This window comes from Achromobacter sp. ISS7, from assembly GCF_056523125.1.
Genome location: NZ_JAWRZD010000001.1, coordinates 4,235,013 through 4,256,436, shown reverse-complemented (window position 1 = coordinate 4,256,436; position 21,424 = coordinate 4,235,013). Strand labels below are relative to the sequence as shown.

General features: G+C 69.9%; 20 protein-coding genes. 16 read left to right on the top strand and 4 right to left on the bottom strand.

Annotated features, from left to right (window positions below; translation table 11 throughout):
• The 4 genes from AC1HFW_RS19175 to AC1HFW_RS19160 are packed head-to-tail and all read right to left on the bottom strand — an operon-like array spanning position 1 to position 4,418.
• Positions 1-879, bottom strand: a complete 879-nt coding sequence (locus AC1HFW_RS19175; RefSeq protein WP_479284924.1) for an ABC transporter permease — start codon at positions 877-879, stop codon at positions 1-3.
• Positions 876-1,853 (bottom strand): ABC transporter permease, encoded by a 978-nt coding sequence (locus AC1HFW_RS19170; protein WP_479284923.1) that lies wholly within the window; start codon positions 1,851-1,853, stop codon positions 876-878. Before AC1HFW_RS19170 ends, AC1HFW_RS19175 begins: the two co-directional genes overlap by 4 nt.
• Before the next feature lie 12 nt (positions 1,854-1,865).
• The gene (locus AC1HFW_RS19165; RefSeq protein ID WP_479284921.1) at positions 1,866-3,554 is read right to left on the bottom strand and encodes an ABC transporter substrate-binding protein; all 1,689 of its coding nucleotides are present in this window, start codon (positions 3,552-3,554) and stop codon (positions 1,866-1,868) included.
• Between the two features lie 36 nt (positions 3,555-3,590).
• Positions 3,591-4,418, bottom strand: coding sequence for a hypothetical protein (locus tag AC1HFW_RS19160; RefSeq protein WP_241072854.1), 828 nt, complete (start codon positions 4,416-4,418; stop codon positions 3,591-3,593).
• A gap of 229 nt (positions 4,419-4,647) precedes the next feature.
• Here AC1HFW_RS19160 and AC1HFW_RS19155 point away from each other — a divergent pair, with 229 nt between their 5' ends.
• From AC1HFW_RS19155 to AC1HFW_RS19080, 16 genes are all read left to right on the top strand, one after another.
• Positions 4,648-5,889: an SfnB family sulfur acquisition oxidoreductase gene (locus AC1HFW_RS19155; RefSeq protein WP_241072853.1), complete on the top strand. Its 1,242-nt coding sequence runs from the start codon at positions 4,648-4,650 to the stop codon at positions 5,887-5,889.
• 4 nt (positions 5,890-5,893) lie between these two features.
• Positions 5,894-7,111: an SfnB family sulfur acquisition oxidoreductase gene (locus tag AC1HFW_RS19150; RefSeq protein WP_116521524.1), complete on the top strand. Its 1,218-nt coding sequence runs from the start codon at positions 5,894-5,896 to the stop codon at positions 7,109-7,111.
• Between the two features lie 20 nt (positions 7,112-7,131).
• Positions 7,132-8,502, top strand: coding sequence for an LLM class flavin-dependent oxidoreductase (locus tag AC1HFW_RS19145; protein ID WP_479284918.1), 1,371 nt, complete (start codon positions 7,132-7,134; stop codon positions 8,500-8,502).
• A gap of 1,241 nt (positions 8,503-9,743) precedes the next feature.
• Positions 9,744-10,550 (top strand): MetQ/NlpA family ABC transporter substrate-binding protein, encoded by an 807-nt coding sequence (locus AC1HFW_RS19140; RefSeq protein ID WP_061072666.1) that lies wholly within the window; start codon positions 9,744-9,746, stop codon positions 10,548-10,550.
• 50 nt (positions 10,551-10,600) lie between these two features.
• On the top strand, positions 10,601-11,194 hold the full coding sequence (ssuE, locus tag AC1HFW_RS19135) for an NADPH-dependent FMN reductase (RefSeq protein WP_006392469.1): 594 nt from the start codon (positions 10,601-10,603) through the stop codon (positions 11,192-11,194).
• Between the two features lie 19 nt (positions 11,195-11,213).
• A complete protein-coding gene (locus AC1HFW_RS19130) occupies positions 11,214-12,179 on the top strand; it encodes a sulfonate ABC transporter substrate-binding protein (protein ID WP_479284915.1) in 966 nt (321 codons plus the stop codon).
• A gap of 17 nt (positions 12,180-12,196) precedes the next feature.
• Positions 12,197-13,369 (top strand): FMNH2-dependent alkanesulfonate monooxygenase, encoded by a 1,173-nt coding sequence (gene ssuD, locus AC1HFW_RS19125; protein WP_054490989.1) that lies wholly within the window; start codon positions 12,197-12,199, stop codon positions 13,367-13,369.
• Positions 13,369-14,154, top strand: a complete 786-nt coding sequence (ssuC, locus tag AC1HFW_RS19120) for an aliphatic sulfonate ABC transporter permease SsuC (RefSeq protein ID WP_479284913.1) — start codon at positions 13,369-13,371, stop codon at positions 14,152-14,154. Before ssuD ends, ssuC begins: the two co-directional genes overlap by 1 nt.
• Positions 14,155-14,179: 25 nt before the next feature.
• The gene (locus AC1HFW_RS19115) at positions 14,180-15,409 is read left to right on the top strand and encodes an acyl-CoA dehydrogenase family protein (protein ID WP_479284911.1); all 1,230 of its coding nucleotides are present in this window, start codon (positions 14,180-14,182) and stop codon (positions 15,407-15,409) included.
• 28 nt (positions 15,410-15,437) lie between these two features.
• Positions 15,438-16,247 carry a methionine ABC transporter ATP-binding protein gene (locus tag AC1HFW_RS19110; protein WP_006392474.1) on the top strand — a complete coding sequence of 270 codons (810 nt, stop codon included), beginning with the start codon at positions 15,438-15,440 and terminating at the stop codon, positions 16,245-16,247.
• Positions 16,247-16,909 (top strand): methionine ABC transporter permease, encoded by a 663-nt coding sequence (locus tag AC1HFW_RS19105; protein ID WP_006387310.1) that lies wholly within the window; start codon positions 16,247-16,249, stop codon positions 16,907-16,909. Before AC1HFW_RS19110 ends, AC1HFW_RS19105 begins: the two co-directional genes overlap by 1 nt.
• Before the next feature lie 16 nt (positions 16,910-16,925).
• Complete coding sequence (locus AC1HFW_RS19100) at positions 16,926-17,759, top strand: MetQ/NlpA family ABC transporter substrate-binding protein (RefSeq protein WP_006392475.1); 834 nt, start codon at positions 16,926-16,928, stop codon at positions 17,757-17,759.
• Between the two features lie 26 nt (positions 17,760-17,785).
• Complete coding sequence (locus AC1HFW_RS19095) at positions 17,786-18,691, top strand: ATP-binding cassette domain-containing protein (protein ID WP_479284908.1); 906 nt, start codon at positions 17,786-17,788, stop codon at positions 18,689-18,691.
• Between the two features lie 91 nt (positions 18,692-18,782).
• A complete protein-coding gene (locus AC1HFW_RS19090; RefSeq protein ID WP_006227327.1) occupies positions 18,783-18,998 on the top strand; it encodes a TOBE domain-containing protein in 216 nt (71 codons plus the stop codon).
• Between the two features lie 120 nt (positions 18,999-19,118).
• Positions 19,119-20,438, top strand: coding sequence for a DUF3300 domain-containing protein (locus tag AC1HFW_RS19085; protein WP_479284906.1), 1,320 nt, complete (start codon positions 19,119-19,121; stop codon positions 20,436-20,438).
• Positions 20,439-20,443: 5 nt separating this feature from the next.
• Complete coding sequence (locus AC1HFW_RS19080) at positions 20,444-21,337, top strand: DUF2950 family protein (RefSeq protein WP_479284904.1); 894 nt, start codon at positions 20,444-20,446, stop codon at positions 21,335-21,337.
• Positions 21,338-21,424 lie beyond the last annotated feature (87 nt).

Below are 21,424 nucleotides of genomic sequence, written 5' to 3'. Positions count from 1 at the left end.
TCAGGGCGTCGGTAATGGAGCGGCGGGCGCGGCGGCGGTGCGCCGCCGCAGCTTGGGGTTGAGCGCGTCGTTGACGGCATCGCTCAGCAGGTTCAGGGCCAGCACGGCCGCCATGATGGTCAGGCCGGGCAGGGCGGTCATGTACCAGGCGGTGCGCAGCGCTTCGCGGCCGGCGCCGACCATGCTGCCCCAGCTGACCACGTTGGGATCGCCCAGCCCGAGGAACGACAGGCCGGCCTCGGACAGGATGGCGTTGGCCACCAGCACGGCGGTGGTGACGATGATGGGCGGCAGCGCGTTGGGCAGGATCTCGCGGAAGATGATGCGAGCGTGGCCGGCGCCCAGCGCCTGCGCGGCCCGCACGAATTCGCGTTCGCGCAGGGTGATGAACTCGCCGCGCGTCAGGCGCGCGATGCCGGTCCAGGAGGTCACGCCCAGCGCGAAGATGATGGTCGACAGCGACGGCCCCAGGATCGCCACCAGCACGATCGCCAGCAGGAACGACGGCACCGTCTGGAACAGTTCTGTCAGGCGCATCAGCACGGCGTCCACGCGCGGCCCGGCGTAGCCGGCGATGGCGCCCACCAGCAGCCCCAGCGCCAGGGCGATGGCGGCGGACGCGCCGCCCACCAGCAGCGAGACGCGGGCGCCATGGAACAGGCCGGCCAGGATGTCGCGGCCCATCAGGTCGGTGCCGGCCGGAAACTCCGCGTCGGCGCCCGGCCAGGTGAAGGGGGCGCCGACCATTTCGAGCGGGTCGCCCGGATACAGCCAGCCGGCCGTGGCGGCGGCGCCCAGCAGCAACAGCAGGACGGCGGCGCCGATGGCGGCGGAAGGCGCGCGCAGCAGGCGCGCCAGGGCGATCAGGGGGCGTTTCATGCTTTCCTCACGCGCGGGTCGAGCAGGCCGTAGCAGGCGTCCACGGCGATGTTCATCGCCGCCACCAGCGCCGCGCTCATCAGCAGGATGCCCAGCAGCAGGTTGACGTCGCGGCTGGCGATGGCCTCGAATGACAGCTGGCCCAGGCCGGGCCAGGCGAACACGGTCTCGACCACGATGCTGCCGCCCAGCAGCGCGCTGCTCTGCAGGCCGAGCATGGTGACCACCGGCAGGATGGCGTTGCGCAGCGCGTGGCGCCAGATCACGCGGGCCTCGCCGTTGCCGCGGGCGCGGGCGGTGCGGATGTAGTCTTCCTGCAGCGTCTCGATCATGGAGGCGCGCGACAGCCGCGCGTAGATGGCGACGTAATAGATCGCCACCGTGGCCACCGGCAGCACCAGGTGGCGGGCATAGTCCAGCCATAGCGCGCCGCCGCTGTAGGCGGCGCCGACGTCGCGGATGCCGCCGACCGGCAGCCAGTCCAGGCGCACGCCGAAGCCGACGATCAGCATCAGCGCGGTCCAGAACATCGGCGCCGAATAGCCCGCGGTGGCCAGGCCCGACAGCAGCGTGTCCAGCAGGCCGTGTGGCCGGCGCGCCGCCAGCACGCCCAGCAGCACGCCCAGCGCCACCGACAGCGCCAGGCCGGTGCCGATCAGCGCCAGCGTGGCCGGCAGGCGCCCCAGGATCAGGTCGGCCACCGGCTCGCCATAGCGGAACGAGTAGCCCAGGTCCAGCGACGCTAGGCTCTTGAGGTAATACCCCAGCTGCGACAGCACGCCCTGGTCCAGCCCGTAGGCCTGCCGCAGCTCGGCCACGTGGGCGGGGGTGATGCCGCTGTTCTCGGCGGCGATCACGTCCACCAGGTCGCCCGGCACCAGCTTGAGCAGGAAGAAGTTGGCCACCCCGGTGGCGGCCACCACGAACAGGATCTGCAGCAGGTAGCGGACGGGGCGGGGCAGGCGCGCGAGCATGGTGCCTGACCCTCAGGCCTTGCCGAGCCAGACGTTGGCGAAGTTGTTGCGCGAGTGCGACGAGGCGTCGGTCACGTTGCGCAGCTGCTTGTCCCAGACGCCGAACCAGCGGAACTCGAACAGGCCGATCAGCGGCAGGTCCCGCTGCGCCAGCCGCTGCAGCTCGTTGTACTGCTCGATGCGCTTGTTGGGATCGGTCTCGACCTGGGCCGCCTCGATGACGCGGTCCATCTCCGGGTTGTTGTAGCCGGATACGTTGTACCAGGGCGTGCCGCGGGCCTCGGCCTTGCTCCAGTAGCGCGTCTCGACGCCCAGCTGCGGGTCGATCAGCACCGTGCCCCACGAACTGATGAGCTGGAAGTTGTAGTCGGTGAAGACGTTGCGGGTCCAGGTGGCCAGGTCCAGCCCGCGCAGGGTCACGTCGATGCCGATCTTGCGCAACGCCTGCCGCACGAATTCGCCGGTGCGGCGGTAGTCGTCGCCGAACGGAATGTAGTCGTGCGTCAGCGCGAAGCGCCAGCCGCCGGCGCCGCGCGGATAGCCGGCCTCGTCCAGCAGCTTCTCGGCCAGCGCCGGGTCGTAGGCGTACTGTTGCACGTTGGGGTTGTGATACGGCTTGACCAGCGATGGCACCGGGCTGACGAACGGCTCGGCATAGCCGTTCCACACGGTCTTGACCAGCGCCTGCTTGTTGACGGCGTGGGCGATGGCCTGGCGCACCTTGAGGTTGGACAGGATCGGGTCGCGCAGGTTGGCTTCCAGCCACAGCCAGGCGGCGAAGCCGTTGTAGCCGGAGGTGTCGACCGCCAGCTTGGGCAGCCTGGACAGGCGGGTGGCGTCGGTGAACGCCACCGGGTTGCGCTCGCCGTACGAGACCGCGCCCGTCTCCAGCGCGGTGGCGCGGCCGGACACGTCGGGCACGATCTTCCAGACGATGCGGTCCAGGAACGGCCGTTCGGGCTGCCAGTAGCGTTCGTTGCGCTCCAGCACGATGTAGTTGCCGCGGTTCCATTCCTTGAAGACGAACGGCCCCGTGCCCACCGGCTTGTTGTTGTACGGGTTGTTCTGGATGTCGGTGCCCTCGAACAGGTGGCGCGGCAGGATCGGCGCGCCCAGCGAGTCGATGGCGTTCAGCGCCACCGGCGTGGGCTGTGACAGGTGCAGCACCACGGTGTGGTCGTCGGGCGTCTCGACCCGTTGCAGGTACTGGAACACGCGCCGCGCGCTGGGCGCGTGCTTGAGCCAGACTTCCTCGGCCGACCATTTCACGTCGGCGGCGGTGAACGGCTTGCCGTCGTGCCACTGCACGCCCTGGCGCAGCTTGAAAGTGATGGTCTTGCCGTCGTCGGCCACGCTCCAGCTTTCCGCCAGCTGCGGCCGCGGCTTCAGGTCGGGGCCGTATTCCACCAGGCCGTCGAAGATCTTGCTGGCGACCGCGCCGGTGGGGGTGGACGAGTTCAGGTAGAAGGCCAGCGTCGGCGGCTCGGGATGCACCACCGCGTTCAGCACGCCGCCCTTGGCCGCGCCCTGCACCGTGTTCGGCAGGCTCTGGGTATCGGCGTAGGCGGGCGCGAAGATCACGTTGGGGAAGAGGGCGCCGGCGCCCATCAGCGCGCCGGCGCTCATCAGCCAGCGGCGCAGGGGGTTGACGTCATCCTGCGGCGCGTCGGTCGCGGGCGCCGGGGGCAAGGGCTGGGTCATGCGGATTCCTTCGGTCGTGAGGGGAGTGCGGCCGCGTCAGGCGGCCAGGCTGGTCAGGGCGGGCAGGTCGTCGGGCGCCACGCGCAGGAGGGTGGCGAGCAGTTCGCGCCGCCAGGCGTCGTACAGCGCGACGTGGCCGCGGGTGTCCAGGCCGGTGGCGCGCAGGTTCAGTTGCCAGGAATCGCGCAGGTAGGGGCCGAGGATGCGCTGCACGTCCTCGTCGGCCTGGATCAGGCCTTGGGTCCATTCGTGGCGTTCGCTCTCGCTGGCGCCGGCCAGCTTGCGCAGCCACCACTGCGTGATGCGGATGCGGTGCGCCTCTTCGTCGGGCAGGATGCGGTTCTCGCCGAATTCGCGATGGCCGAAATCCAGCACCCGCGCGGTGCGGCGGTTCACGAACAGGCGCGCCAGGATGTAGTGCTCGTAGTGGAACTGCCAGGCCAGGAAGTTCTGCCAGTTGCGCAGCGCGAAGCCGCCGACCAGGTCCCAGGCGTCGCGCACACCCTGCTCGACCTCGGGCCGGACATCGCGCTCCAGCAGCAGGGTGGCGCGCGCCAGCGAGAATTCCGCGTGGGCCGCGTCATCGCCCAGCTGGCGCGCCAGCGCGAACTGGAAATCGGTGTCGTCGCGGAACAGGCCGGCGATGGCGTGCGCCGCCACCTGGGTGATGAACAGGTCATGCACGGTGTTCCAGATGGCGTATTCGCCGGCGGCCTGCCGCTCGGCGGCGCTGGCCAGGTCGCGCGGCGGATCGATGCGCGCGGCCGGAATGGTTGGCGCGGCCGCCAGGCGGATGTCGTCGAACAGGCGCGTTTCCAGCGTGCCGTCGTAGTCCAGGGCAATGGGCAGATCCAGTTCGGGCATGAGGGCAACGCGAGGCGGTCAGGAGAAAAGCTCGACTCTAAGCAAGCGCCAAAGCGCGCCGCAAACACTCTTTCGTGATTTGGATATGCCGGCGCGAGGGCTGCTAATAAGGGGGATGGGCGCGCGCCGGCGCATATACCGATTCCAAATATCCGCATGAGAAATCCGTCCTTCCGCGCGCCGCGGCGGGCCGATAGGCTGCACCTTTCTCCTTCGCCCGCATCGTCCCATGCCGCAAGCCGCGAGTTCTTCCCTGCCGATCGAATCCGACGAGGCCCCGCGCGTGGTGCCCGCCGCCCGCCTGCGTGGCGACAGCGAGGCCATCGACGCCGCCCACGCGCTGGCGGCGGACTTCGCCCAGGGCGCGGCGCAGCGCGACCAGGCGCGCAGCCTGCCGTGGCGCGAGATCGAGCGCTATTCGGCCAGCGGCCTGGGCGGCATCACGGTGCCGCGCGAGTATGGCGGCGCGCAGGTGTCGCACGTGACGCTGGCCGACGTGTTCCGCATCATCAGCGCGGCCGACCCATCGCTGGGCCAGATCCCGCAGAACCATTTCGGCGCGCTCAACCTGCTGCGGCAGGTCGGCACGCCGCAGCAGAAGCGGCGCTACTACGAGGGCGTGCTGGCCGGCCGGCGGCTGGGCAACGCCGGCCCCGAACGCCACACGCGCCATGCGCGCGACGTGCAGGCGCGGCTGGTGGCGGATGGCGACGGCTACCGCCTGTCGGGCCGCAAGTTCTATTCGACCGGCGCGCTGTACGCGCACTGGATCCCGACCAAGGCGCTGGATACCGAGGGCCGGCTGGTGACGGTGCTGCTCGAGCGCGGCGCGCCCGGCCTGACGGTGGTGGACGACTGGTCCAGCTTTGGCCAGCGCACCACCGCCAGCGGCACCGTGCTGCTGGACAACGTGCGGGTCGAGGCGGACACCGTGCTGCCGGCCTGGACGCTGCTGGAGGCGCCCGCGCTGCAGGGCCCCTTCGCGCAGCTGATGCAGGCCGCCATCGACGCCGGCATCGCCGAGGCCGCCCTGAACGACACCGTGAAATTCCTGCGAGAACGCGCCCGGCCGTGGGCCGAGGCCGGCGTCGAGCGCGCCACGCAGGACCCTTACGTGATCGGCGACGTGGGCCGGCTGTTCATCGACCTGCACGCGGCGCAGGCGGTGCTGGCCGAGGCCGCGGCGCACCTGGACGAAGCCACGCCGCGCACGCTGGACAGCGACGATGTCGCCGCCGCCTCGATCGCGGTGGCGCGGGCCAAGGCGCTGACCACCGAGATCGCCCTGGCGGCCAGCGAGACGTTGTTCGAACTGTCGGGCGCGCGCGCGTCGCTGGCGGAATTCAACCTGGACCGCCATTGGCGCAACGCCCGCACCCACACGCTGCACGACCCGGTACGCTGGAAATACCACGCGGTCGGCAATTACCTGCTGAACGGGCGTCGCCCCAACCGCCATTCCTGGATCTGATGCCATGACCGACATCGCCATCTCGACCCTGGCGCCGCGGCGCGCCGCGATCATCGGCAGCGACGCAGAGGCGCTCGACGTCGCGCGCGAACTGGCCGCGGACTTCGCCCGTGAGGCCGGCGCGCGAGACCGCGAGCGGCGCCTGCCGCTGCCGGAGCTGGAGCGCTATTCGCAATCCGGCCTGTGGGGCATCACCGTGCCGCGCGAGCATGGCGGCGCGGGCGTGTCGCGCGTGACGCTGGCCGAAGTCACCGCGATCATCTCCGGCGCCGACGGCTCGCTGGGCCAGATCCCGCAGAACCACTACTACGCGCTGGAGGTATTGCGGGTCAACGGCAACGCCGACCAGCAGCGCCGCTTCTACGCCCGCGCCCTGGCCGGCGAACGCTTCGGCAACGCGCTGGCCGAGATCGGCACGCGCACCGCCGCCGAGCGCCGCACCCGCCTGTCGGCCGACGGCGAGGGCGGCTGGCGCATCAACGGCAGCAAGTTCTATTGCACCGGCGCGCTCTACGCGCAATGGATCCCCACCGCGACGGTGGGCGAGGACGGCCTGCAGCGGCTGGCCTTCGTGCGGCGCGACAGCCCGGGCGTGGAGGTGATCGACGACTGGTCGGGCTTCGGCCAGCGCGTGACGGGCAGCGGCACCGTGCTGTTCAAGGACGTGGCCGTGCCGGCCGCCGACGTGATGGTGCTGATCGATCCGGCGGCGCCGCCCAACACCATCAAGCCGCTGGCGCAGATCATCCACGCCGCGATCGACCTGGGCATCGGCCAGGCCGCCCTGGCGGATGCGCTGGATTTCGTGCGCGAGCGCTCGCGCCCGTGGATCGACGCGGGCGTCGAGCGCGCCGCCGACGATCCATTGACCGTCAGCGAGTTCGGCCGCCTGTCGATCCGCCTGGATGCGGCCCGCGCGCTGGTGGCCCGCGCCGGCCGCATCCTCGACGTCGCCACCGCCGATCCGCAACCGCACTTGGTGGCGGCCGCCGCCATCGCGGTGGCCGAGGCCCGCGCGCTGACGACGGAATCGGCGCTGGCCGCCGGCACCAAGCTGTTCGAGCTGGCCGGCACCCAGGCCACGCTCGACCAGTTGAACCTGGACCGTCACTGGCGCAACGCCCGCACCCACACGCTGCACGACCCGGTGCGCTGGAAGCGCCACGCGGTCGGCAATTACTACCTGAACGACGCCGCGCCCGGCCGCGTCGGCACCACCTGATCCCTACGGAACGGCACGCCATGGCGAAGAAGCAGATCCTCCTGAACGCGTTCAACATGAATTGCGTCGGCCACATCAACCACGGCCTGTGGACTCATCCGCGCGATACGTCGACGCAATACAAGACGCTGGACTACTGGACCGACCTGGCGCGCCTGCTGGAGCGCGGCCTGTTCGACGGGCTGTTCCTGGCCGATATCGTCGGCGTCTACGACGTGTACCAGGACTCGGCCGACCTGACGCTGCGCGAGTCGATCCAGCTGCCGGTCAACGACCCGCTGCTGACGGTCTCCGCCATGGCCGCCGCCACCCGCCACCTGGGCTTCGGCGTGACGGTGAACCTGACCTACGAGGCGCCTTACCTGCTGGCGCGCCGCTTTTCGACGCTGGACCACCTGACCAACGGCCGCATCGGCTGGAACATCGTCACCGGCTACCTGGAAAGCGCGGCGCGCGCCATGGGCCTGTCGGAACAGATCGCGCACGACGAACGCTACGACCGCGCCGACGAGTTCCTGGAGGTGGCCTACAAGCTGTGGGAAGGCAGTTGGGACGATGACGCGGTGCGCGCCGACCGCCGCGCGCGCGTCTATGCGGATCCGGCCGGGGTGCGTCGCATCGACCACCAAGGCAAGTACTACAAGGTGCAGGGCTATCACCTGTCGGAACCCTCGCCCCAGCGCACGCCGGTGCTGTACCAGGCCGGCTCGTCGGGCCGCGGCCAGGCTTTCGCGGCGCGCCACGCGGAATGCGTGTTCGTGTCGAGCCAGACCAAGGAAGGCCTGCGCAAGCTGGTGGCCAGCGTGCGCGAGTCGGTGGCGCGCGAAGGCCGCGACCCGCGCGACATCAAGTTCTTCATGGGCGTGACGGCGGTGGTGGGCCGCACGGAGGCCGAGGCGCGCGAGAAGCACGCGGAGTACCTGCGCTACGCCAATCCGGAAGCCGGCCTGGCCCACTATGCCAGTTCGACGGGCATCGATTTTTCGCGCTACGCGGCGGACGAGCCGATCCGCTACGTGAAGAACAACGCGATCGAGTCGGCGGTGAAGAACCTGACGGTGGCCCGCACGGACCGCACGGTACGCGACCTGCTGGCCGACATGGCGCTGGGCGGCCGCTACCCGGCGCTGGTAGGCAGCGCATCGCAGGTGGCGGACGAGCTGGCGTCGTGGGTGGAAGAAACGGACATCGACGGCTTCAACCTGGCGAGGACGGTGACGCCGGAATGCTATGCGGATTTCGTCGATCTGGTGGTGCCGGAGTTGCAGGAACGCGGGGTGTACAAGACGGCTTATGCGGAGGGGGCGTTGCGGGAGAAGCTGTTTGGGGCGGGGCGGGCTTTGTTGCCTGGTGAGCATGTTGCTGGGGAGTATCGGCGGGTGGTTGCTTAGGTTTTCTTGGGGGCGTTGGTCTTCGTAGGTCGCCCCTCGGGCAGGCGGACCCGGTGGCGGGCGCCCACGATTGCGGTCCGGAGCGTTCGCTCCGGACTGCCCCGTCGTCATCCTCGTACGCCTTCGGCTCCCTACGGATTCCCTCGGGCGCATCGAGGTTGCCCGCCACCGGGTCCGCCTGCCCGAGGGGCTACGTGCGTCTTGGCCTGTCGCGCTGCTAGACCTGTGTGCAGGGAATGGAACTTCTGGGACGCCAATTGTGGCCGCGCGGGCGGCCGCAATTGGCGTTGGCGCATCTGCAATTGATGCGGGTGCGCTGCGCGCGGTTGTCGAGCGGTTTTCTAATGATTTCGCACGTCGGGGGAGGGGCGGTGGTGGTCGGCGCGGCGCAAAGCGTATTGCGAGTGACGAACGGCTCGCGCCGCCCACAAACAGTCGGTGTGCCGACAGGCTTTCAATAGCAAACGATTCTGCGGCTTCCACACGCGCGAGCGGCATCACAGATCGCAAGACACCGCGTAAGCCTCAAAAGGCCGCCCGCGCGGCCGGTTTGAGGCGGGCATCGTCCCACCATTCCCCGCAAGCGCGAAGCGGCATCCTCAATCGCAAGACATTGCGGATGCCCCCGATGGCCGCCCGCGCGGCCGAGGAAGGGCGACCGACGCAAAATCTCCCACTTCCAAGCCACCGCAGCGCAAGAACACCAACACCCCCACCCACACGCGAGAGCGCCGTACCCCCGACGCAACACACCGCGTAAGCCCCAAACGGCCGCCCGCGCGGCCTTTTGGGGCGGGCCCCGCAAATCTCTCTCCCCACCCTGACGTTGCACAAGCATGCCAAGCACACGGCTCGCCCCGAAGCCCGAGGCTAAGTCTCATCGCGAGCGCGTGGTGGGGTCGGTGGGGGATGGCGGGGCGTGTAGATGCGCCCGAGGGAATCTGAAGGAACAGCCGAAGGCTGTGACGAAGATGACGAAGGGGCAGTCCGGAGCGAACGCTCCGGACCGCAATCGTAGCCCCGCCATCCCCCACCGACCCCACCACGCGCGCCTTAAGAACCCAAACCCTTCGCAAACCCCACCCCCCAAAACCCCCAGCAATAACCTCATATTTCCAAAACCCCAAACCTCAAAAAAAAACCAACCCACAACACATATCCTCATACCCACTAAGTATTTTTCCCAAAGATTTCGCAATGACAGAATCCACTCATCCCATTCGAATCCCGTCGGAAAAAAGATGTCCCTCACCCGCCACCTGCTCACCGCCACCACCCTGGCCCTGACTCTCATCGGCACCGCCCACGCCGACACGCAGGAAAAAAAGACCATCACCGTCGGCATCTCCGTCGGCACCACCGAGAAGATCTTCGACGTCGTCAAGCAAGTCGCCGCCCGTGAGGGCCTGGAGATCAAGCTGGTCAAGTTCAATGACTACCAGCTTCCCAATGCCGCGCTGAACGCCGGCGACCTCGACGCCAACGCTTTCCAGCACAAGCCCTTCCTCGACAACCAGATCAAGGCGCGCGGCTTCGATATCGTGCCGGTCGGCCTGACCGTCACCGCGCCGCTCGGCTTCTACTCGCGCAAGATCAAGTCGCTCAACGACCTGCCCGAAGGCGCGTCGGTGGGCATCCAGAACGACCCGTCCAACGGCAACCGCGCCCTGCGCCTGCTGGCCGCCTACAAGCTCATCACCCTCAAGCCCGAGGCCGAGCAGAAGAACAACGCCACCCCGCTCGACGTGGTGTCCAACCCGCGCAAGCTCAAGCTGGTGGCGCTGGACGCGGCGCAACTGCCGCGTTCGCTCGATGACCTGACGGCCGCCTCGATCAACAACGACTACGCCACCCAGGCCGGCCTGGTGCCGGCGCGCGACGCCATCGGCCGCGAGGCCGCCGACGGTCCCTATGCCAACGTGATCGCGGTGCGCACCAAGGATCGCGACCAGCCCTGGGTCAAGAAACTGGTGGCCGCCTATCAGTCGCCTGAAGTGCGCACCTTCATCGAAAGCGAATTCAAGGGTTCGCTGATTCCCGCCTTCTGAGCCGGCCTGGCGCCGCGCACGATTCTTCAACGCAACACCGGCCAACCCACATGAGCATCCTCACCCTGGCGGGCAGCCCGTCGCAGCGTTCCCGTTCTTCCGCCTTGCTGCGCCATGCCGCGCAACTGCTGCGCACGCGCGGGCTGGCCATCAGCGAGCTGGGGCTGCGCGACCTGCCCGCCGAGGACCTGGTCGAGGGCCATTACGCCGGGCCGGCCGCGCATGCGCTGCGGGCGCGCGTGGCGGCGGCCGACGCGGTGCTGATCTCGACGCCGGTCTACAAGGCGTCGTTCTCGGGCGGCTTGAAGGCGGTGCTGGACCTGCTGGACGAGAAGGCGCTGGCCGGCAAGGTGGTGCTGCCGATCGCCACGGGCGGCAGCCCGGCCCATCTGCTGGCGCTGGAATACGGCCTCAAGCCGGTGCTGTCGGCGCTGGGCGCGCGCCACATCCTGGCAGGGGTCTACGCCACCGACAAGCAGGTGCGCATCGATGACGACGGCGCCAGCGTGATCGACGACGACGTGCGGACGCGGCTGGAGGATTCGGTGGAACGCCTGGCCGAGCAGGTGCGCCCGCGCGGCGTCGTCGTCAACGAAGCATTCGATCTTGGCCGGCTCGCGCTCGCGGGCGGCTTCAGCGTCTGAACCAATCAAAGGGGCTCGCATGCGCAGCATGATCTGGATATCGCGTCTTTCCGTCTTCCGCTGGCTGGCGGCGCTGCTGTGCGCGGCGCTGTTGTGGCCCGCCGCGCAGGCGCAGGACGCCAAGACGCTGCGCATCGGCTTCCAGAAGTACGGCACGCTGACCATCGTGCGGGCCCTGGGCGACCTGGACAAGCGCCTGGCGGCGCAGGGCATCACCGTGAAGTGGACCGAGTTTCCCGCCGGGCCGCAGCTGCTGGAAGGCTTGAACGTCGGCTCCATCGACTTCGGCACCGTCGGCGAGGCGCCGCCGGTGTTCGCGCAGGCCGCCGGCGCGGCGCTGGTGTACGTCGGCAACGAACCGCCGTCGCCCACCAGCGAGGCCATCCTGGTGCCCAAGGATTCGCCGATCAAAAGCGTGGCCGACCTGAAAGGCAAGAAGGTCGCGCTGAACAAGGGTTCCAACGTGCACTACCTGCTGGTCAAGCAGCTGGAACGCGCCGGCGTGCCGTATACCGACGTGAACGTGGCCTACCTGACGCCGGCCGATGCCCGCGCCGCGTTCGAGCGCGGATCGGTCGACGCCTGGGTGATCTGGGATCCGTTCCAGGCGGCGGCCGAGAAGCAACTGGGCGCGCGGGTGCTGGCCGATGGCACCGGCGTGGTCAAGAACTACCAGTTCTTCCTGGCGGCGCGCGCCTACGAGAAGGCGCATCCCGAAGTGATCCAGACGGTATTGGATGAAATCCGCAAGGGCGACCTGTGGGCCCGCGACCACCGCGCCGAGGCGGTGGCGCTGCTGCAGCCGGTGCTGGGGCTGGACAAGGCGGTGGTCGAACTGGCCGCCGAGCGTCTGGCCTATGGCGTGCAGCCGATCACGCGGGAAGTGCTGCAGGAACAGCAGCAGGTGGCCGATGCGTTCCACGCGCTCAAGCTGATTCCCAAACCCCTCAACGTGTTCGACGCCGCGCCGTCGGGCCTGAAATAGACAAGGGCAGGCATTCCATGGACGTCTTCTGGTTCATCCCCACCCACGGCGATTCGCGCTACCTCGGCACCAGCCGCGGCGCGCGCGCGGCCGGCTACGACTACTTCCGCCAGGTGGCGGTGGCCGCCGACACGCTCGGCTACGACGGCGTGCTGCTGCCCACCGGGCGTTCCTGCGAGGATGCGTGGGTGGTGGCGTCCAGCCTGATCGGCGCCACGCGCCGGCTCAAGTTCCTGGTGGCGATCCGCCCCGGCGTCAGCTCGCCGCAGTTCTCGGCGCGCATGGCCGCCACCTTCGACCGCCTGTCCGAAGGGCGGCTGCTGGTCAATGTGGTGACCGGCGGCGACCCCGGCGAGCTGGAGGGCGACGGCGTCTTCGTCAGCCATGACGAGCGCTACGCCATCACCGCCGATTACCTGCGCATCTGGCGCGGCATCCTGGAAAACAGCCACGAGGCCGAGGGCTACAGCTTCGAAGGCGAGCAGCTGGTGTCCAAGGGCGGCAAGGTGATCTATCCGCCGGTGCAGAAGCCCTATCCGCCGCTGTACTTCGGCGGCTCGTCGGAAGCGGCGCACGAACTGGCCGCCGAGCAGCTCGACGTGTACCTGACCTGGGGCGAGCCGCCCGAGGCCGTGGCGCGCAAGATCGCCGACATCAAGGCGCGCGCGGCGCGGCATGGCCGCACCGTGCGCTTCGGCATCCGCCTGCACGTCATCGTGCGCGAGACCGAGGCCGCCGCCTGGGCCGCCGCCGACGCCCTCATCAGCCACCTGAGCGAAGACGCGGTGCGCGCCGCGCAGACGGCGTTCTCGAAAATGGATTCCGAAGGCCAGCGCCGCATGGCGGCCTTGCACGGCGGCAAGCTCAATGACGAGCACGGCGGCCGCAAGCACCTGGAGATCTCGCCCAACCTGTGGGCCGGCGTCGGCCTGGTGCGCGGCGGCGCGGGCACGGCACTGGTGGGCGACCCCGAGACCGTGGCCGCGCGTATCCAGGAATACGCCGACCTGGGCATCGAGACCTTCATCTTCTCCGGCTATCCGCACCTGGAAGAGTCGTACCGCTTTGCCGAGCTGGTGTTCCCGCTGCTGCCCGGCAAGGGCGGCAAGCAGGTCGGCAACACCGTGCTGACCGGGCCGTTCGGCGAAGTCATGGCCACCGAACTGGTGCCCAAGGAAGCGGCCAGCTGATGGCCGACGCCCGCAAGCCCGGCGGCTGGCGCGCGGCGCTGGCGCCCTGGCTGGTCCCCGCCCTGATCCTCGGCCTCTGGCAGTTGTCTGCGCAGGCCGGCTGGCTGTCGTCGCGCATCCTGCCGGCGCCGTCGGCGGTGGCGGCCTCGGGCTGGTCGCTGGCGGTGTCGGGCGAGCTCTGGCAGCACGTGCGCGTCAGCGCGCTGCGGGCGCTGTGGGGCCTGCTGCTGGGCGGGGGGCTGGGCCTGGCGCTGGGCCTGCTCAACGGTTCCTCGCGCACCGCCGAGACCCTGCTGGACACCACCTTGCAGATGATCCGCAACATTCCGGTGCTGGCGCTGATCCCGCTGATCATCCTGTGGTTCGGCATCGAGGAGACCGCCAAGCTGGCGCTGTTGTCGCTGGGCGTGTTCTTCCCGGTCTACTTGAATACGTTCCACGGCATCCGCTCGGTCGATCCGGCGCTGATCGAGATGGGCCGCTCGTACGGCCTGACGGGCTGGCGGCTGTATCGCGACGTGATCCTGCCGGGCGCGCTGCCGTCGATCCTGGTGGGCCTGCGCTTCGCGCTGGGGCTGGTGTGGGTGATCCTGATCGTGACCGAGACGATCTCGGCGCAATCGGGCATCGGCTACATGACCATGAACGCGCGCGAATTCCTGCAGACCGACGTGGTGCTGCTGGGCATCCTGCTGTACGCGCTGCTGGGCAAGGCCGCCGACACCCTGGCGCGGTTGCTGGAGCGCCGCCTGCTGCGCTGGAACCCGGCCTACCGGCCGGCCTGACCCGCCTTTTCCACGACGAGATTCCATGGCCAAGATCCAGACCGACCCCGATACCGCTCGCGCGCCCGCCGCCGGCGCCGCGCCGGCGCGCGTGGCCGACGACATCCCGCGCGCCGTCCAGGCGTTGGCCGACCAACTGGCCGCCACCGCCGTCGAGCGCGATCGCCAGGGCGGCCACGCCGCCGCCGAACGCGAACGGATCCGCGCCAGCGGCCTGCTGCGCCTGTCGGTGCCGACCCAGCACGGCGGCACGGGCGCCAGCTGGTCCACGGTGCTGGCGGCGGTGCGCACGCTGGCCGAGGCCGACAGCGCGCTGGCGCACGTGTTCGGCTTCCACCACCTGCAAGTGGCCGGCGTGCTGCTCTATGGCACGCCGGCGCAGCACGACTACTTCCTGCGGCCCACGGTGGAGCGCAACCTGTTCTGGGGCAATGCGCTCAATCCGCTCGACCGCCGGGTGGTGGCGCGGGCCGAGCTGGACGGCTACCGCATCGATGGCGTCAAGAGCTTCAGTTCCGGCTCGGTCGGCTCCGACCTGCTGACCTTTTCCGCGTGGCACAAGGCCTCGGACAGCGCGCTGATCGCGGCGCTGCCGACGCGCGCCGAGGGCATCACCGTCAACCCCGACTGGGACGCGTTCGGCCAGCGCCAGACCGACAGCGGCACGGTGCGTTTCGACCACGTACGGCTGGAGCCGGTGCAGGTGCTGCAGGCGCCTGGCGTCGAGCCCACGCCGCGCGCCACGCTGCGCTCGCAGGTGGCGCAGCTGATCATGACCAACCTGTACCTCGGCATCGCCCGCGGCGCCTTCCGCGAAGCGCGCCGCTACGTGCGCGACGACGCGCGGCCGTGGTTCGCGTCCGGCGTGCAGCGCCATGCCGACGATCCCTATGTGCAGGAGCGCTTCGGCGAGTTCTGGCTGCGGGTGCAGGCGGCGCAGGCGCTGGCCGACGTGGCCGGCCTGCGGCTCGACGCGGCGCTGGCGCGCGGCCCGTCGCTGACCGCCGACGAGCGCGGCGAGGTGGCGGTGGCCGGCGCCCAGGCCAAGGTGCTGGCGCACCGCGCCGCGCTGGAGGTGGGCGATGGCCTGTTCGATGTCACCGGCGCGTCGTCCACCGCGGCGCGCTACGGCTACGACCGCTATTGGCGCAACGCGCGCGTGCACACGCTGCACGACCCCGTGGCCTACAAGATCCGCGACCTGGGCCGCTATGCGTTGCTGGACCAGATTCCCGAACCCACCGCGTATTCCTGATGCGCATGACCTTCACCTCGATTCACCGATGACCGATCTTTCCTCCCTTCCCGACCTGGCCTCGCTGCCGCAGCCGCTGATCCGGCTGGACGCGGTGAGCAAGTCGTTCGCCACCCGCGCCGGCCGTTTCGACGCGGTGCGCGACGTGTCGCTGTCGATCCGCGCCGGCGACACCTTCGGCATCATCGGCAAGAGCGGCGCCGGCAAGTCGACCCTGCTGCGCCTGATCAACCTGCTCGAACGGCCCGACGCGGGCACGGTGCGCGTCGGCGGCACCGAACTGACCGCGCTCGGCAAGCCCGCGCTGCGCGCCGCGCGCCAGAACATCGGCATGATCTTCCAGCAGTTCAACCTGCTGCAGAACGAGACCGTGTTCGAGAACGTGGCGTTTCCGCTGCGCGTGCACGGCGGCCGCGGCCGCGAGCAGATCGCGGCGCGGGTGCGCGAATGCCTGGAAATCGTCGGCCTGACCGACAAGACCGCCAGCCATCCGGCGCAATTGTCCGGCGGCCAGAAGCAGCGCGTGGCGATCGCCCGCGCGCTGGCCAGCGAACCCGCCGTGCTGCTGTGCGACGAGCCGACCTCGGCGCTCGACCCCGAGACCACGCGCTCGGTGCTGAGCGTGCTGCGCGACATCAACAAGCGCCTGGGCGTGACCATCGTCATCGTCACGCATGAGCTGGCCGTGGTGCGCGCATTGTGCCGCCACGTGGCGGTGATGGAGAACGGCCAGGTGCTGGAGCAGGCCGAGATCTCCGGCGCCGGCGTGCACCTGACCTCGGCGCTCGGCCGCGAGCTGATCCGCGAGGCCACCCATCCCTACGAAGAGGTCGCCTGATGCTCGATACCTTTGTGCAATTGCTGCCCGAGCTGGGCGTGGCGGTCGGCCAGACCTTCCTGATGCTGGGCATCGCGCTGGCCGCGTCGATCCTGCTGGGCGGGCCGCTCGGCGTGCTGGTGTTCCTGACCGGCCCCGGCCAGTCGCTGGACCGTCCGCTGGCGCACCGGCTGCTGAGCTGGACGGTCAATACCGTGCGCTCGTTCCCCTTCATCATCCTGCTGGTGGCGCTGGTGCCGTTCACGCGGGTGATCGCCGGCACCTCGATCGGGCCGGTGGCGGCGGCGGTGCCGCTGTCGTTCGCGGCGATCCCGTATTTCGCCCGGCTGGTCGAGCAATGCCTGCGCGAAGTTCCGCGCGGCGTGATCGAGGCCGCCCATGCCGCCGGCGCCTCGGAATTGCAGATCGTGCGCCGGGTGCTGCTGGTGGAGGCGCGCTCCGGGCTGGTGCTGGCCCTGACCGTGCTGGCGGTGAGCTTCCTGTCGTATTCCGCGGTGGCCGGCGTGGTGGGCGGCGGCGGCATCGGCGACCTGGCCATCCGCTATGGCTATTACCGCTTCCAGACCGACGTGATGGTGCTGACCGTGGCGCTGCTCGTGGTGCTGGTGCAGATCATCCAGTTCGCCGGCAATACCGTCGCGCGACGCATCGACAAACGCTGATCCCGAGAGGAACCCCATGTCCGTCAAACGCAATCTCCTGAGCCTGGCGCTGGCCGCCGCCGTCCTGTCGCTGTCCGGCGGCGCGCAGGCGGCCGATCCGGCCAAGAAGGAAATCGTCTTCGGCGCCACCGCCGGCCCCTACAGCGACCAGATCAAGCTCGGCATCAAGCCGATCCTGGAGAAGCAGGGCTATACCGTGCGCATCGTCGAGTTCAACGACTACGTGCAGCCGAACTTCGCGCTGGCGCAGGGCGCGCTGGACGCCAACGCGTTCCAGCATATCGTCTACCTGAAGAACTTCGCCGCCAAGAACAAGCTGGAACTGTCGGAGCTGGTCAAGGTGCCGACCGCGCCCATCGCCATCTACAGCCGCAAGTACAAGAGCGTGGACGCCGCGCCCGAGGGCGTGAGCGTGGCGGTGCCCAACGATCCCACCAACCAGGCGCGCGCGCTGGTGGTGCTGCAGGAGCTGGGCTGGATCAAGCTGCGCGAAGGCTACGACCCGCTGCAGGTGTCGGAGAAGGACGTGGCCGTGAACGTCAAGAAGATCAAGCTGATCCCGCTGGAGGCCGCGCAGCTGCCGCGTTCGCTGGAGGACACCGACTACTCGTTCGTGAACGGCAACTTCGCGCTGGCCTCGGGCCTGAAGCTGACCGAGGCGCTGGCGCTGGAGAAGACCACGCCCACCTACCAGAACCTGGTGGCGGTGCGCACGGCCGACCTGGACAAGCCCTTCGTCAAGGACATCGCCGCGGCCTATGCCTCGCCCGAGTTCCTGGCGGTGACCGAGAAATCGTTCGCCGGCTTCGTCAAGACCGACTACCAGCAGAAGCTGGCGGCGGCCCGCTGAGGGCGACGCGCCAGGAGGGCCGGACCATGTTCATCCACCCCAGTGAGTACGAGCTGCTGCAGCACCTGGACGTGCCGGGGCGGGTCGAGCCCGACCCGGGGCCGGACGAGGGCGCCCCGGCCAGCCCCGCGCTGCGCGTGACCCTGCGCCAGTTGTCCAAGCGCTATGGCGAGCGCCTGGTGCTCAAGGGGCTGGACCTGGAGTTCGCGCCCGGCGAGTTCGTGGCCGTGGTGGGGCAGAGCGGCTGCGGCAAGAGCACGCTGCTGCGGCTGCTGGCCGGGCTGGAGACGCCCAGCGCGGCGCAGGGCGGCGTGCCGGCGCGTTCGCCGGTGCTGTTCGACAACTTTCCGCAATGGTCGGCCGACAGCCGGGTGCGGATGATGTTCCAGGACGCGCGCCTGCTGCCGTGGAAGAGCGTGCTGCAGAACGTGGCGCTGGGCCTGCCCGGGCAGGCCCGGGCGCAGGCGGCGGCGGTGCTGCGCCAGGTGGGGCTGGGCGACCGCGGCGGTGATTGGCCGGCGCAGCTGTCCGGCGGCCAGCGCCAGCGGGTGGCGCTGGCGCGCGCGCTGGTGCATCGGCCGGGCCTGCTGCTGCTGGACGAACCGCTGGGCGCGCTGGACGCGCTCACCCGCATCGGCATGCAGCAGCTGATCGAGGACATCTGGCGCCGCGACGGCTTCACCGCGGTGCTGGTGACGCACGACGTCGGCGAGGCGGTGGCGCTGGCCGACCGCATCCTGGTGATCGACGAGGGCCGCGTGGTGCTGGACGAGCGCGTCGAACTGGCGCGGCCGCGCGCGCGCGGGTCGGCCGCCTTCGCGGCGCTGGAGGCGCGGGTGCTGCGGGTGGTGATGAAGCAGGAAGCGCCGGCGGCGGGGGACAGGCCCCTGGCGCCGGTCATACAGATACGGCACCTGCGGCTCGCCGTCTAGGGCGCGGCCACGGGTGCGGTTTTCCTGGCAAGCGCCACCCCGGCGCGAGCGGGATCCAACGGAAATCCTTCCATTTTTCAGGAGCAGGACCATGAGCATTCAATCCATCAACGCCCGCAACCAGTTCCGCGGCAAGATCAAGGAAATCATCCTGGGCCCGGTGGTCTCGGAGGTCGACGTGGACACGCCCGCCGGCATCGTCACGTCCGTCATCACCACCCGTTCGGTCAAGGAACTGGACCTGCAGGTGGGCACCGAGGTGCTGGCCTTCGTCAAGGCCACCGAGGTCTCGGTCGCCAAGCTGTAGGCGCCCGCCGCCGAAATCGGCGCTTGTCCGGCGCCGGTTTCGGTTTATATTTGTCTGCGCGGTATCCGGCGGTTCACTCCAGGTTTGTGGCTTTTGCGTTGCGATCACGGAGAACAGGAAATGCGTCGACTGCAAGCGTGGTTATTCGGCTGTCTGTGCCTCGGGTTGGCGGCCTGCCTGCCCGCCACGGCCCAGACCCGGCTGGACAAGGGGCAGCTGGACCAGCTGCTGGCGCCGGTGGCGCTGTACCCGGACTCCCTCCTATCCCAGGTCCTCATGGGGGCCACCTATCCCGACGACATCGCCGCCGCGGCGCAATGGTCGGCCGCGCATGCCGGCCAGTCGGGCGACGCCGCCGTCAAGGCGGTCGAAAGCGAATCCTGGGATCCCAGCGTCAAGTCCCTGGTGGCGTTTCCGTCGGTCATGGACATGATGGGGCGCCAGCCCGCCTGGGTGAAATCGGTGGGCGACGCCTTCCTGGCGCAGCCCGACGCGGTCATGGACTCGGTGCAGCGGCTGCGGGCGCAGGCCAGGCAGGCCGGCAATCTCAAGAGCACGCCACAGCAGAAGGTCACCTCGACCGACACCGGCGGCAAGAGCGTGGTGGTGATCGAACCGGCCGATCCGCAGGTGATCTACGTGCCCAGCTACAACCCCACCGTGGTCTACGGCGCGTGGCCCTATCCCGCGTATCCCCCCGCCTACTACCCGCCGCCGCCCGGTTCGGTGTTCGCCACCTCGCTGGTGGCCGGCATCGGCTTCGGCCTGGGCGTGGCCGCGGTCGATTCCCTGTGGGGCGGCTTCGACTGGGGCCACAACGACGTGAACATCAACGTCAACCGCTACAACAACATCAACGTGAACCAGCGCATCAACGCGGCCAACATCAACGGCAACAACGTCGCCTGGCAGCACAACCCCGCCAACCGCGGCAACGCGCCCTATGGCGATCCGGCCAGCCGCCAGAAGTTCGACGGCCAGCGCCAGGCCGGGCTGCAAAACCGCGCGCAGGGGCAACCCGGCGGACGGTCCACGCCGGCGCCCGGGTCGCGCGACGCGGCCCGCGACCGCGCGGCGCAATCATTCCAGGGCCGCACCGGCCAGTCCATCGAGGGGCACGGCGGACCGCGCGGCGGCAACCTGGGGCAGGGCGGGGCGGGGACGCGGGCCCAGGGCCCGGGCCACGCCTCGGCGCAGGATCGCCAGGCGGCCGCGCAGCGCCAGCGCAGCGATGCGGCCGCCGCGCGTGACCGCTCGCGCGCCAACAACGGCGGCAGCGCCCTGCGCGACGCCGGCAATGGCGAACGCATGCGGCAACAGGCGCAACGCGGCGGCGGGGCCGGGATCACGCCGCGCGGCGGGGGCGGAGGCTGGCATGGCGGAGGTGGCGGCGGCGGCCATATCGGCGGTGGCGGCGGACATTTCGGCGGACGGAGGTAGGCACCATGATCAGCGGAGTCTCGATGATGAATGCGCTCGTCCGTGCCCGCGGCCGCTGGCCGCGCCGGATGGGTCACGCCCTGTGGCTGGCGCTGGCGCTGCTGGCCGCGCCCGCCGCGGCGCAAAGCGTCTATCCCACGCCTGGGGCCGCGGCCGACGCCTTCGGCGAGGCGCTGGCCACCAGCGACCCCGTGGCCCTGGCCAAGGTGCTGGGGCCGGATCACCGCCAGATCGTGCCGGGCGGGGTCGGGCAGGATGACGTCTATCGCTTCCTGGCCGCCTGGGCTCGCAGGCACGAGGTGCTGGCCGACGGCGAACGCCGCGCCTGGCTGAGCGTGGGCGATTCCGGCTGGACCCTGCCGGTGCCGATCGTGCGCGTGGCGCAGGGCTGGCGGTTCGACCCGGCCGCCGGCAAGGCGGAGATCGCGCGCCGCGCCATCGGGCGCAACGAGCTCAACGCCATCGACACCCTGCGCGAACTGCATGCGGCCCAGATCCGCTACCGCGACGGGGTGGGCCAGGGCCGCTACGCCGACCGGCTGGTGAGCCGGCCCGGCACGCTGGACGGGTTGTACTGGCCCGAACTGCCCGGCTACCCGGCGCAGGCCTACGGGCCGGACGCGCTGGCGATGGGGCCGGACGTGCCGGTGGCGGACGCCTATTACGGCTACCGTTACAAGGTGCTGCCGGCGCGCGGCGGCGACGGCTACTGGATCCTGGCCTGGCCGGCCCGCTATGGCCACACCGGCATCGGCAGCTTCGTCATCGACGCGCGCGGCGAACTGCGCGAGGCCGATCTGGGGCCGGCCACCGGGCGCCGCGCGGCCACGCTGCAGGGCACCGATGTGTCGTTCGGAACCTGGACCAGCATTCCCGCGCAACCCATTGGCGCCAAATGATTTTTCCGATTGTTTCCGGCGCCGCCGGGCAAGCGTTGTAGCGGTGCCGCAAACCGCGCGGCGGTTTGCCCGGCGGGCGCCGGCTTA

Bases quoted from the DNA above. Each gene is read 5' to 3' on its own strand.
- AC1HFW_RS19100 (WP_006392475.1), top strand. From the start codon at position 16,926: ATGTCCGTCAAACGCAATCTCCTGAGCCTGGCGCTGGCCGCCGCCGTC.
- AC1HFW_RS19105 (WP_006387310.1), top strand. From the start codon at position 16,247: ATGCTCGATACCTTTGTGCAATTGCTGCCCGAGCTGGGCGTGGCGGTC.
- AC1HFW_RS19080 (WP_479284904.1), top strand. From the start codon at position 20,444: ATGATCAGCGGAGTCTCGATGATGAATGCGCTCGTCCGTGCCCGCGGC.
- ssuE (WP_006392469.1), top strand. From the start codon at position 10,601: ATGAGCATCCTCACCCTGGCGGGCAGCCCGTCGCAGCGTTCCCGTTCT.
- AC1HFW_RS19170 (WP_479284923.1), bottom strand. From the start codon at position 1,853: ATGCTCGCGCGCCTGCCCCGCCCCGTCCGCTACCTGCTGCAGATCCTG.
- AC1HFW_RS19085 (WP_479284906.1), top strand. From the start codon at position 19,119: ATGCGTCGACTGCAAGCGTGGTTATTCGGCTGTCTGTGCCTCGGGTTG.
- ssuD (WP_054490989.1), top strand. From the start codon at position 12,197: ATGGACGTCTTCTGGTTCATCCCCACCCACGGCGATTCGCGCTACCTC.
- AC1HFW_RS19145 (WP_479284918.1), top strand. From the start codon at position 7,132: ATGGCGAAGAAGCAGATCCTCCTGAACGCGTTCAACATGAATTGCGTC.
- AC1HFW_RS19130 (WP_479284915.1), top strand. From the start codon at position 11,214: ATGCGCAGCATGATCTGGATATCGCGTCTTTCCGTCTTCCGCTGGCTG.
- AC1HFW_RS19115 (WP_479284911.1), top strand. From the start codon at position 14,180: ATGGCCAAGATCCAGACCGACCCCGATACCGCTCGCGCGCCCGCCGCC.
- AC1HFW_RS19095 (WP_479284908.1), top strand. From the start codon at position 17,786: ATGTTCATCCACCCCAGTGAGTACGAGCTGCTGCAGCACCTGGACGTG.
- AC1HFW_RS19160 (WP_241072854.1), bottom strand. From the start codon at position 4,418: ATGCCCGAACTGGATCTGCCCATTGCCCTGGACTACGACGGCACGCTG.
- ssuC (WP_479284913.1), top strand. From the start codon at position 13,369: ATGGCCGACGCCCGCAAGCCCGGCGGCTGGCGCGCGGCGCTGGCGCCC.
- AC1HFW_RS19110 (WP_006392474.1), top strand. From the start codon at position 15,438: ATGACCGATCTTTCCTCCCTTCCCGACCTGGCCTCGCTGCCGCAGCCG.
- AC1HFW_RS19140 (WP_061072666.1), top strand. From the start codon at position 9,744: ATGTCCCTCACCCGCCACCTGCTCACCGCCACCACCCTGGCCCTGACT.
- AC1HFW_RS19175 (WP_479284924.1), bottom strand. From the start codon at position 879: ATGAAACGCCCCCTGATCGCCCTGGCGCGCCTGCTGCGCGCGCCTTCC.
- AC1HFW_RS19090 (WP_006227327.1), top strand. From the start codon at position 18,783: ATGAGCATTCAATCCATCAACGCCCGCAACCAGTTCCGCGGCAAGATC.
- AC1HFW_RS19165 (WP_479284921.1), bottom strand. From the start codon at position 3,554: ATGACCCAGCCCTTGCCCCCGGCGCCCGCGACCGACGCGCCGCAGGAT.
- AC1HFW_RS19155 (WP_241072853.1), top strand. From the start codon at position 4,648: ATGCCGCAAGCCGCGAGTTCTTCCCTGCCGATCGAATCCGACGAGGCC.
- AC1HFW_RS19150 (WP_116521524.1), top strand. From the start codon at position 5,894: ATGACCGACATCGCCATCTCGACCCTGGCGCCGCGGCGCGCCGCGATC.